This is a genomic window from Saprospiraceae bacterium (assembly GCA_016717265.1).
Taxonomy (GTDB): Bacteria; Bacteroidota; Bacteroidia; order Chitinophagales; family Saprospiraceae; genus Vicinibacter.
On record JADKFX010000001.1, the window covers coordinates 1,360,037 to 1,372,567 of the forward strand.

Consider the following 12,531-nt stretch of genomic DNA (forward strand, 5'->3'; position numbering starts at 1 on the left):
TTATGAAATCCTGAAGCATGAAGATATCTTGACGAACTTTACCTTTTCATCTAAAGTTATATGGCAAAAGTATCCAAATATTTATTATATAATTTAAAAATTATATATATAATTCTACTCATTAATAATGTATTATATTCTCAAATATCAAATCATATGGATTTGGTATCCCAGGTTAAAATTCCAGAGCATGCCAGCAGTATCTGGGGTTATACCGATTCTTCAGGTATTGAGTATGCAATTCTAGGTACTGAGCAAGGAGTTAGAATTTATTCTTTAGAAGTTCCAAGCAGTCCTCTTGAATTGAAATTTATACAATGTACACCCTCAGCCTGGAGGGAATTAAAGACAGCAAAAGAGTATGCCTATGTTGTAACAGAAGGTGGAGATGGCTTACTTATTATAGATTTAAGAAACCCAATGGATTCCATACCATATCAATTTGTTAAAACCTTTAAGAATCTTAATGGGGATACTTTTTTTGTTCATTCAGCGCACACCTTGTATGTAGATGAAAAAAATTATATATATCTATCTGGTGCCCGGACGATTGGGGGCGGTTTTATTATTCTGGATCCAAATCAAGATCCTTTTAATCCCGTAATTATAAATTCAAATGAAGACCAATATATGCATGAAGTGCATGCTTATCATGACACTTTATATGGTGCAGAATTATTTAATGGGGTATTTAGTATTTGGGATCTTAAGGATCGCACTAAACCAGTTCGGATTTCTGATCAGATCACCTCAAAAACATTTACACATTCTGTATGGATTGAAAAAAATCGTCCGATTTTATACACTGCAGATGAAGTAGAAGCAGCCGTTATAGAAGCCTGGGATATTTCAGACCCTTTGAATATTAAAAAAACAGATGAGTATAAAGTTAAGGATGGAAAATCACCTTTTATCATACCCCATAATGTATTTCATTATAATGATAAACTATATGTTTCGTATTATACAGAAGGGGTTCGCATTTTAGATACGAAGGATCCTTATAATTTAATTGAAGTCGCATATTATGATACACAAGAAAATTTTGAATCAGGATTCCATGGATGTTGGAGTGTTTATCCTTTTTTCGATTCCGGAATTTGTATCGCTTCGGATATTGAAAATGGTCTCTTTGTGCTGCGGTATGATGGAAATAAACCAGCTTATGTGGAAGCGCTTATTGTTGATAAAGCGGATGGTTCACCCATCTCCAATGCGGTATTGAAAATTGAACAAAAGAATCGTTCTGTAGAAGCATTTTCTAACTTAAAAGGTATTGTAAAAACGGGATTCCCGGAAGAGGATTCCGTAAATATTGAGATCACTAAAAAAGGATATTACACGCAAACTCTGCAAATTAAATTAGATAAAGGGATTCCACTCAGTTTAAAAATTGAACTTATAGAATTACCGAAACATTCAATCCAAATTTTAGTAAAAGATCAATTGAGTAATGAAATTATTCAAGATGCTAAGATCGCATTATATAATACTGATTTTAAATACTCCATTTCAACAGATCAAAATGGCTTCGCCCAGATTCAAGATGTTTATGAGAATCAATGGAGTTTAGTGGTCGGAAAATGGGCTTACCAACAAAAAGCATTATTAGATTTTAAATTGAATCAAAATCAAATTATTGAAATTGCATTATCGAAAGCTTATGAAGATGATTTTATTCTGGATCTGGGTTGGACAACACAGAGCCAGGATCCAATGGTTAAATGGAAGATTGGAGATTTCACAGAGTTTCCTTTTCCATTCAGCAATTTTCCATCTAAAGATATTGATTCCGATTTTGGTAGCTCTTGTTATTATACAGATAACTATAATGAAAGTGATATCAATTATCGAATCCATGGAACCGTTAGTTTGATATCACCACGAATGGATTTGTCTGGTTTTGAAAGTATAGATCTTAGGTATCATGCATGGGCCTATGGTGGATTTATAGCTACTAAAGAAATTATTTTACAAACACAAGATACCAGTATATTGCTTGAATCAGTTTCCGAAAATTTAAGTGGATTGTTTAATCCAGAATCGAATATTCACCTGGAATTAAATAATCTAAAGAGGGATTCGGTTAATTTTATTTTCAAATTGTATAATGATTCAGCAACTGCGGATATGGCAATTCGATTAATGGGTGCTATAGATGTATTTCGGTTGACTGGAAAGGAAATTGTAGGAACGGTTACTTCAAAATCGAAAAGTGCATTCCAGATTTATCCGAATCCTGTTTCATCTAAATTACATCTGAAATATAATGAAGAATATATAAATAAAACAGTTTCAGTTTATTCACTTACGGGTCAGTGTATTCAAAAGCTAGAAATAAACTCAGCAGGAAATATGCAAATTGATATCAGCCATTATAATGGTGGAATTTATTTGATTAGAATTGATGGAGACCCTTTGATTTATCAATTTGTTAAAATGTAAAGGATCCCTGTTTACATATTCATTTGAATGCATGGTGAAGCTTATCAGCGGCTTCAATTCGAAATTCAATTTGAAACGGTGAATATATTTTTCGTGTTTTAGACGATGCAATCATTAATACATTGCAAGTGATACAATGAAGGTTATGTTATATACACATTTCATTTTGCAATCCTTTGAATCTTTACTATAGGATCCATAAAATAGACTCTTCAGAATCCCTTTTACCCAATTCCAAAACATATCTTCTATTACCTTTGCGGAAAGAAATTAAGCATATGCAATACCGGAAGGAAAAAGATACCATGGGCATCGTTGATGTGCCTGCCCTTGTTTATTGGGGAGCGCAGACCCAGCGATCCATTGACAATTTTAAAATTGCAAGGGAGACTGATAAAATGCCGATTGAAATTATCAGGGCATTTGCATATTTAAAAAAAGCTGCAGCCCTTACCAATTTGGAAGCAGGTGTGCTCCCGTTGGCGAATTGCCAGTTAATCTGTGCTGTTTGTGATGAAATCCTTGAAGGTAAACTGGATGATCAGTTCCCATTGGTTGTATGGCAGACGGGTTCTGGTACACAATCCAATATGAACGTAAACGAGGTCATTGCATATCGGGCCCATGTAAATCAAGGGGGGTCCTTATTAGACGAGAAAAAGGTAATTCATCCAAACGATGATGTCAATAAATCACAGTCGTCAAACGACACCTTTCCAACGGCAATGCACATAGCAGCCTATAAAATGTTGGTCGACCTTACTTTACCAGGAATAAAGCAATTGCGGGATACCTTGGATGCTAAGTCAAAATCCTTTCAGCAAATCGTCAAAATAGGTCGTACCCATCTCATGGATGCTACACCATTGACGCTCGGACAAGAATTTTCTGGGTATGTATCTCAATTGAGCCATGGAATAAAAGCGATAGAACACACCCTGGCTCATTTATCAGAATTGGCACTTGGAGGAACTGCGGTCGGCACAGGAATTAATACACCTCCAGGATATTCAGAAAATGTAGCAGGGCATATTGCAAATCTTACAGGATTGCCATTTATTACTGCAGAGAATAAATTTGAAGCATTAGCTGCGCATGATGCCATTGTTGCTGCTCATGGAGCCCTAAAATCAGTAGCCTGTAGCCTCATGAAAATTGCGAATGACATCCGCTTATTAGCTTCTGGTCCCCGCTGTGGTATCGGTGAATTATTTATACCAGATAATGAGCCAGGATCTTCCATAATGCCTGGTAAAGTGAATCCTACTCAGTGCGAAGCGATGACGATGGTAGCTGCACAGGTATTGGGGAATGATGTTGCAATCAATATAGGGGGGAGCCACTGGACATTTTGAGTTAAATGTCTTTAAGCCTATGATGATTTATAATTTTTTACATTCTGCAAAACTAATAGGCGAAGTTTGTATCTCTTTCAATGATAAATGTGCGGCTGGGATTGAAGCCATTCCTGAAAATATTCGGCGAAATCTTGATAACTCTTTAATGTTGGTGACTGCTTTGAATACTAAAATTGGGTATTATAAAGCAGCTGAAATTGCGCAAACCGCGCACAAACAAGGAAAAACACTGAAACAAGTTGCCCTGGAATTGGGTTATCTTACAGCCGAACAATTTGATGCGTGGGTGATACCCGAGCAAATGGTTGGTAATCTTTAAAATCCAGAAAACAAATTATCCTGAACGAATCAAAGTCTTCTATCATTCCTCCATTCCAGAAATATTATTTGGATAATGGTTTGACTGTTTTATTACAGCAAGATAAATCAACTGCTATGGTTGCAGTTTGTGTTTTATATAAAGTAGGCTCCCGGGATGAGCAAGCAGATAAAACAGGCATTGCGCATTTATTTGAACATCTCATGTTTTCTAATTGCGGACCCGGAATTGATTTTGATGAAGTCTTGCAAAATGCAGGTGGTGAATGCAATGCTTTTACTACAACAGATACAACCCAGTATTATTCGATTGCTCCTGCTTCCCAACTTGAATTATTGTTAGCACTGGAATCAAATCGAATCAGTGGTTTTCATGTCACCAGGAAAGATTTTAAAACCCAGCAGCGGGTTGTGATTGAAGAGTTTAGCGAAATTTATCTCAACAATCCATATGGTGAATTTACGCATCATTTGATGGCCCTTGCATACAAGACACATCCATATCGTTGGCCGGTCATCGGATTCAATCAAAATCAATTAAAAGAACTAGACATTTCAGATGCGGAACATTTTTACAATACCTATTATAATCCAACGAATGCAGTATTAGTAGTGAATGGAAATATCGATTGGGAAGAAACAAAAGCACTTATTGAAAAACATTTTGGAAAAATAAAAGCAGGATTAAGTGGCATCCGTTTTTATCCAAAAGAAAGTGAATTAAATACTAAAAGAAGTCTCACCATTTCAAAAGAATTACCGGAAGAAGGTTTTTATTTTGCATTTCCTTATTGTGGCCGTATGGATCCTGATTTTTATGCTGTAGATTTTATGACGGATATGCTTTCCGAAGGAAAATCATCGATGTTGTATAAACGATTGAAAAAGGAGAGCCTCCTGTGTTCAACTATAGATTGTTATATAACCGCAACTACAGATCCTGGTTTGATAATTGTGGAAGCCAAACTGAGTCAGGGGCGTATCATTGAAGAAGCGGAGCAAGAATTCTGGACCATTATTCAGGAATTAAAAAACAATAAGATTCCGGATCATACCTTTGAAAAATACATGAATAAAAATGAAAGTGCTTATTTGTTTTCTCAATTAGGAGTTATGAATCAAGCGCTTAACCTATCTTATGCAGAATGGCTAGGAAATCCAAATCTGGTATATACAGAGTTAGATAATTATTTAAGTTTGACAAAAGATCAAATCCACGAAGCTGCAAATAAATATTTTATGGAAGATCAGTTTTGTAGTTTGTATTACCGGCAAAATAAATAACACCGCAAGCAGCAAATTTATATTTATGAATTTTTTGCTAGATCAAATTTTATAAATTGAATATTTTCAATTAGAAATAGATGAATTTAGCTTAAACCCTGCAATTTTATCTTATAAATCAAATTCCAAAGTATCCCCTGCTTTATAGGAAGTGCCATTTGCTTTTGTTGGTGTTTTAAGATCTTTACTTTGATCAACTACCCGAATCAAGGGTAGATCTTCTATGCGATTTCCAATTGCTTTCCAACCTTTGACATCTACAAATTCGTGAATCGTTAAAATCTCATCGATTTTTTCTTTTCCTCGTTTATAAGTAAATAAAACTTCGGGTTTTGGATGGGTGGTTGCAAAGTAGACTTTTGAATCTTTATGTTCGGTAATAAATAAAAATTTAGAATTAAGCGTTGAGGTTTCAATCACAAAACGCTTCGCCATAGACCACGCTTTTTCACCTTCATAATAGACTACAGAAATAATCATTTCTGGAAAAAATTTTGCAATATGGATAAGATCTTCATAACTATAGCGATTATTTAAATCATATTCTGTGATTTCATAGTTGCCATTTTTATAAAGTGCAATGATTTTATCACCCCGATTCATGCCACCTAGAAACTTTCCGCGTTCTTCTGTATTTAATCGGCCAGTATTTTCATCATACCAAATTTGTTGTGCCCCTAAGGTAGATTTCCCTTTTTCCTTTAAGCTAATTTTACGTACAGGATATTTGGTGATGATATTTCCCTGACTACTGCGTCCTTTGATTTCAAGTTCTGTAAAATCAAAATCAAAAGTTTTTAATTTGGCTTTGCAACCGGGTGTTAAATAAACACTTACAACTTCTGCTTCTCCTTCTGCATTTGCAGTAAAATAGAGACATTTACTTTTTGGATGACCTTTTGTTAAATCATATTCTTTATCCCGTGTGATTCCTGTTACATTAAATCGTTTAGCCATCGCGCGACCACTTTCGCCATCCAGATAAATCATATTATAGGTGGTGCGTTCGTCCGCTTTTTTCCAGACATCCACATGCAAGATATCTTTACCTACAAAAGTTTTTTCTGAGATCCGACTTACAATCATCTTTCCATCTGCGCGAAATACGATGATATCATCGATATCACTGCATTCTTTGATAAACTCATCTTTTTTTAATCCAGAACCAATAAAACCATCTTCTCGATTAACAAATAACTTACTATTGTTAGCAACTACCTGAACAGCCTGGATGGATTCAAATTCCAGTAATCGCGTTTTACGCTCCTTCCCTTTACCATATTTTTCTAAAATTCTTTCGAAATAGGCAATTGCATAATCTGTCAGATTTTCCAAATCATGTGCAACTTGTTTTAATTCAAGTTCAAGTGCTTTTAATTGTTCGTCGGTGTGAAACTTATTATATTTTGAAATCCGCTTTATTCGAATTTCTGTTAAATGCAAAATATCTTCTTTGGTTATTTCACGGGTTAGTTTTATTTTCCCTGTAGCCGATTTAAGATTCATCGATGGCGTGTGCACATATTTTTTTAAACCGATTTCAATAACCTCTAATACTTGTTCGAAACTGGTACATTCTTCAATGTCACGATAGATCCTTTGTTCGATAAATATTTTTTCCAATGAAGTTAAATGCCATTTTTCTAATAACTCATTGCGTCTTATTTCTAATTCTTTTTGTAATAAGTCCTTTGTATGGAATGTGGATATTTTTAAAATTTCATTTACTTGTAAAAACAAAGGTTTATCATCAACGATTACACAGGCATTCGGAGAAATACTCACTTCACAATTTGTGAAAGCGTATAATGCATCGATGGTGACTTCTGGAGATACTCCGGGTTGTATTTCAATTCGGATTTCTACATCTTTGGCGGTATTATCGGAAACCTGTTTGATTTTAATCTTTCCTTTTTCGGAAGCTTTTACGATGCTTTCTATTAAATTTCCAGTAGTAACTCCATATGGAAGTTCTCGGACGACTAAGGTTTTTTTGTCTTCGATTTCCACTTTTGCACGCACCTTCACTTTGCCACCGCGCAATCCTTGATTATATTCGGCTACATTAATAGAACCCCCGGTTTCAAAATCTGGGTAGAGTTCGATTTTTTTTCCTTTTAGAATTTGAATAGAAGCTTTAATCAGTTCGATAAAATTATGGGGAAGGATTTTAGTGGCTAGTCCGACGGCTATACCTTCAACGCCCTGAGCCAATAAAAGTGGAAACTTCATAGGTAAGGCAATGGGTTCTTGATTTCTGCCGTCATATGAAAGTTGCCAATCCGTGGTATCTGGATTAAAAGCGACTTCGAGAGCAAATTTCGTGAGCCGGGCTTCAATATATCTTGGTGCGGCAGCAGAATCTCCGGTGCGGTAATCTCCCCAGTTTCCCTGGGTATCTATGAGTAAATCCTTTTGGCCTAAATTCACCAGAGCTTCCCCAATGGCAGCATCTCCATGTGGATGAAATTGCATCGTATGCCCAATAAGATTTGCTACTTTATGATATCGTCCATCTTCTTTTTCATACATACTATGGAGGATCCGTCGCTGTACTGGTTTTAGTCCATCCTCAATGGCAGGTACTGCCCGTTCAAGAATAACATAGGATGCATAATCCAGAAAATAATCCTGATACATCCCATCCAGCGTAACGATATGGTCCATTTGGTGTCCGTTGGAATCCGTTGTCATTTTTAAAATTTAATGCAAAGATACGAAATCCAGACATATTAAATAAAATCTATATATAATATAAATTAAGATGCTCGTATGGAGACTGTTAAAATAAAACATAGTTGTGAGAGGATGAAAGTAGGAATAATAAAAACATTAAATTATTAAACTCAGAATTGTCATTAGGAATCTAAAATGAAAGGCGATTTGATCTGGTTAGTTTTCTTTCATAGTCCGGCTAACCATTCCCTTCGTTTCATTGTTAGAGTTAGTTTTAATATTCTCTGGTATCCATTTTTAATAGTATAAACCCTATCTCTATTGCTGGTATGAAATTTTTAACACTACTTATTGATAAGTTCAAATTGCTTTGACGACATACATTATTTATCTTATAATTTACTATCTTTGGGCAAGTTGATTCTTGCCCAAAGATTTAATTTAGATATATGAGAAAATTATTAATTATACTAAATTCATTTCTAATAAATTGTGCTAATTCTCAAATAGATTCATTAGCGGATATTTTTATTAATCCTAAACCCATTTGGTCCCATGTAGCAATTGACAATTCGGCAATTGGCTACAAAGGACGCACCGGAATGGATTATTACTTAACCCTAGCCGAACGTAAATTATTAATACAAGATAGTTTTTTATATATAGTCTACAATAATCACTTTGAAGATCTTTCAGGATGCTTCATAGAGAAAATTGAATTGCGAACTGGCAAGGTTATTTGGAATAATGGATTTGATTTACGAAATTCAACAAAGCGAGAGTATACCAATCATTTTTTTATTAATTCAAAGAATCAATTAGAATTGTTAGATTTTAGGTACTCGTTCGATACTGTTGATATTTTTTTCCCAAATTGGGATAGTGGAAAGTTAAGTATCAGAAAATACGATATTTATTCTGGGATGGAAGTGTACAAGTACCATTCTCCTATAAATGACACAGATTATCCTACCTTTAAGGCTAGTTTCAATACATATTCATACCTTAACCAGAATATTAAACATGGCTATGATTGCTACACTAATTATATCAACCGCAACATACCGCAATTCGGAATTGCTAAAACAAGATTAGACACTTTAGGTAAGAAAATTGATATAGATGGTTCCTATGATATTATTGGTAAGTATAAAAACAATAATCAGTATGAGGAAATTCCATTTTTATTAAACGAAAATTTCGACACAATTGTTCGGATGATTCATACCTATAAAACCAAGCCGTATATTACAGGCGATTCCATGGAACTTAGTCTCTACTTTCTAGATAGCCAATTAAAATTATTAAAAAATACTGAAATCTCGAATACTATCTCGAAATTAAGAGAGTTTCAAATCTTAACTTTAAAAAATAATTACATTGGAATACTTGGAACTGAATACTTTACTGATAATTCCTATCCAAGGGAACACATTTTGGTAGTTAATTCGAAGGGTGAATTATCAGAGGAAATTATTTATCCTAAACGAACGAATTCAAATTTCGGCACATGCATTGGAATATTAAAACTTAAGAACGAACCTGGGGTTTTAATTTTAAACAGAAATGCAAGAAAGCTCGATAGTCTAAATTTAATATTTTTCAAGAGTGATGGCAAAGGAAATTTGTCTCTCGTTTCAGAGCTTAACATGAGAGATTATTATAATTTGGCTATTGAAGGCTACTTGGCCGAAATGGAAGATGGAAATATACTTCTCGCCGGATTATTCAGACAATTGAATTTAAGTGTCTCCCAGTTTCCAAAAACTGAAAGATTTATTACCTCAGTATGGGATTTAAAAAGTATTACTTCAAGTAATAAACAGATTAAATTAAGTACTTCAATAGCCATCTATCCGAATCCCGCTTCAGATTATATTTCAATTCAAGGACTTGAAAATGAAAATTATCAAGTATATATTTTTGATGAAAGTGGCAACTTAGTTATTAATAAAGAAGTAAATAGTAGCTTCAGTAAAATATCATTGAACCAAAAAAACAATTCATTATATTTTGTAGAAATTTTAAATACAAAAAATCAATCTGTATATATTGGAAAGTTAGTTAAATTAAATCCTTAAAAACATCAAAATTTTGCATTCCACTATGAAATTAGAAAAGAACCTTATATTCCTATTTTGCGCTCTTGTTCAATTCAGAACCATTTCTCAATCAATTATCAATGGCGATTTTGAACTTCACAATTTGAGTAAGTGTGAGTTGAATCAAACTGATACAGATTTCAATAAAAAAATGCCAAATGTATATGCTTTTGGCAAGACATATATTTATTTAAAATATCAAGGAGAAGTTGATATTCAAAAGAAAGGGTGTTATGTTAGTCCATATAGTGGTAATTGGTGTATTGGATTAGGAAGCGATTATCTAACTAATAAAACATCTGATGCTATTGCGTTAGAATTGACTTCTGCCTTAATTCAGGGTAATAAATATAAGCTTTCATTTTATATTCTTGGGAATACGACTTTCTCAGACTCTTTGGGATATTTGTTAGTTGGTGAGTCTGTTACTAATTCTGATTTTGGGAAGGTGATAGATTCTATTTCTCCCATTGCAATGACATGGAAAGAGATTAATATTGAGTTCATTGCCCAGGAAAATTCGAATTTTATTACTATTAAAAATGAAGTCGGAATCAATGCTTGGAATCAAGTTGATAGTTTTTCCATAAGCGAAATAACAGGAACTTCTGAATATGAAAAAGGGAAAATTGATTTTACCATTTTTCCCAATCCAACTGAAAATAATATTACTATTGCTTTTAATGATCCAATAATTTTTAGATTTGCAAAAGTTTATAATATTTATGGTGAATGTATTCTTAATTCTGAAAGTTGTAAAATTGATTTATCTGATGTGTCTCCAGGGTATTATTTGATTTATGTAATAACTGAGGCGGGAATTGCTTCAAATAAGCTAATTAAAAAATAAAGATAACTGGATTTCTGAATTTAGCAATTAATTCAGAATTGTTACACCACTAAATGGATTATTTGGTTTGCCATCAATCATCAGCTTTAAATAAATTTTATAGTTTGGTAAATTAATAAAATCCTCAACATCAAATTCAGGATACATTTCTTTTGACATGTGGACTGCATATGGAAAGGTAGACAGTATTGTAAAATCGAATAACCAGCGGATAAAGTATGAGTATGATGCGATGGATCACCGGATAATGAAGAAGATAAATTATGCCGGAGGAAGTTTAGACACGTTGACGTATTATATTTACGATGCGCAAGGAAATGTTTTAAGTACGTATCAAAAAGTAAAACAAACGAGTGGGGGAAGTTATGCGCATGTAAAGTTACAAGATATAAACTTGTATGGAAGCGAAAGATTGGGAAACATGAAAGTGGATAGTTTTATGTATGCTTCCGCGAGACTTGGAAGTGCAGGAGTGGCAAGAAACTATTCAATGGGTAAAAAAAGATATGAACTTACTGATCATTTGGGTAATGTATATTCTACTATAACTGACAGACGATTGGGATCGGGCACAGCAGGGCAAGTGGTAACTGTCTGGAATCCCGATGTATTGACAGCACAGGATTATTTACCCTACGGGATGCCAATCTATGATAAACTGTATAAAGCAACCAGTACATCTTATTATAAATATGCATTTAACGGTAAAGAAAAGGACGACGAAACCAAAGGGGCGTTTAATAGTTATGATTATGGATATAGAATGTATGATCCTAGGGTATGTAGATTTTTGAGTGTTGACCCGTTAGCAAGCCAAGCACCTAGTTGGAATCCTTACCGTTATGGGTTTAACAATCCGATAAGAATGATTGATCCAGATGGACAATTTGAAACTGAGGCAGAAGCAAAAGCTTATGCTAAACTTGAAGGTATACGAACAGGATGGTTTAGCAGTAATAAAATTGTTTCAAACAAAGATGGAACATTTTCTATTGATAATAAAAAAGCTGGGTCTTCTACTTATAATGATAAAGAATTCGGTATTCAAAAAGCAGCTTTAGTTACGGCAAAGAAACAAGAAACCCATGTTAAATTTGCAAATGCTGTGGGAAATATTTTAGGAATGGATCCAACAAAAATGAGTGATCCTAAAGAAGGGGCTGAACAAGCAATGAATGCTGCTTCCAGAATAATTAATGTGCTTTCATTAGTTGAAGGTGGTGCTGCAATTCAAGGGGCAAAAGCTTTGGGTAAAGGAGTAATATTGTATGGGATGGCCAATGATGCTAATGATTTAGTAGATGATTTAACTGGATTCGATGCAATTGAAAGTGGATTAGGAGTAAAAGGAGCTGCGATAAATTCAACTGTTAATTCAGTGCTTGGTTTGCGTCAATCAGTAAAAGACAAGCATGGCAATATTGGTAATATTGGTGATATTAAGGATTTGATATTTGAAACGCCAAAGTTATTTTCAAAAGATAAGCCTAAAAAATAA

General features: G+C 34.0%; 6 protein-coding genes and 1 pseudogene. 6 read left to right on the forward strand and 1 reads right to left on the reverse strand.

All coding sequences use genetic code 11. From position 1 onward, the window contains the following. Nucleotides 1-60: 60 nt before the first annotated feature. The 3 genes and pseudogenes from IPO86_05380 (at nucleotide 61) to IPO86_05390 (ending at nucleotide 5,405) form a co-directional block, all read left to right on the forward strand. On the forward strand, nucleotides 61-2,445 hold the full coding sequence (locus IPO86_05380; protein MBK9727533.1) for a choice-of-anchor B family protein: 2,385 nt from the start codon (nucleotides 61-63) through the stop codon (nucleotides 2,443-2,445). A 278-nt stretch (nucleotides 2,446-2,723) separates the two neighbouring features. Beyond that, nucleotides 2,724-4,122 (forward strand): annotated as a pseudogene (gene fumC / locus IPO86_05385) (class II fumarate hydratase). An 80-nt stretch (nucleotides 4,123-4,202) separates the two neighbouring features. Beyond that, nucleotides 4,203-5,405 carry an insulinase family protein gene (locus tag IPO86_05390; GenBank protein ID MBK9727534.1) on the forward strand — a complete coding sequence of 401 codons (1,203 nt, stop codon included), beginning with the start codon at nucleotides 4,203-4,205 and terminating at the stop codon, nucleotides 5,403-5,405. Nucleotides 5,406-5,516: 111 nt separating this feature from the next. Here IPO86_05390 and IPO86_05395 read toward each other — a convergent pair whose 3' ends face one another. Next, on the reverse strand, nucleotides 5,517-8,099 hold the full coding sequence (locus IPO86_05395) for a DNA gyrase/topoisomerase IV subunit A (GenBank protein ID MBK9727535.1): 2,583 nt from the start codon (nucleotides 8,097-8,099) through the stop codon (nucleotides 5,517-5,519). A 431-nt stretch (nucleotides 8,100-8,530) separates the two neighbouring features. Here IPO86_05395 and IPO86_05400 point away from each other — a divergent pair, with 431 nt between their 5' ends. The 3 genes from IPO86_05400 (at nucleotide 8,531) to IPO86_05410 (ending at nucleotide 12,531) form a co-directional block, all read left to right on the forward strand. After that, nucleotides 8,531-10,162 carry a T9SS type A sorting domain-containing protein gene (locus tag IPO86_05400; GenBank protein ID MBK9727536.1) on the forward strand — a complete coding sequence of 544 codons (1,632 nt, stop codon included), beginning with the start codon at nucleotides 8,531-8,533 and terminating at the stop codon, nucleotides 10,160-10,162. A 25-nt stretch (nucleotides 10,163-10,187) separates the two neighbouring features. Beyond that, nucleotides 10,188-11,033, forward strand: a complete 846-nt coding sequence (locus tag IPO86_05405; GenBank protein MBK9727537.1) for a T9SS type A sorting domain-containing protein — start codon at nucleotides 10,188-10,190, stop codon at nucleotides 11,031-11,033. A gap of 157 nt (nucleotides 11,034-11,190) precedes the next feature. Then, nucleotides 11,191-12,531, forward strand: a complete 1,341-nt coding sequence (locus tag IPO86_05410) for an RHS repeat-associated core domain-containing protein (protein MBK9727538.1) — start codon at nucleotides 11,191-11,193, stop codon at nucleotides 12,529-12,531.

Bases quoted from the DNA above. Each gene is read 5' to 3' on its own strand.
- IPO86_05410 (MBK9727538.1), top strand. From the start codon at position 11,191: ATGTGGACTGCATATGGAAAGGTAGACAGTATTGTAAAATCGAATAAC.
- IPO86_05400 (MBK9727536.1), top strand. From the start codon at position 8,531: ATGAGAAAATTATTAATTATACTAAATTCATTTCTAATAAATTGTGCT.
- IPO86_05395 (MBK9727535.1), bottom strand. From the start codon at position 8,099: ATGACAACGGATTCCAACGGACACCAAATGGACCATATCGTTACGCTG.
- IPO86_05380 (MBK9727533.1), top strand. From the start codon at position 61: ATGGCAAAAGTATCCAAATATTTATTATATAATTTAAAAATTATATAT.
- IPO86_05405 (MBK9727537.1), top strand. From the start codon at position 10,188: ATGAAATTAGAAAAGAACCTTATATTCCTATTTTGCGCTCTTGTTCAA.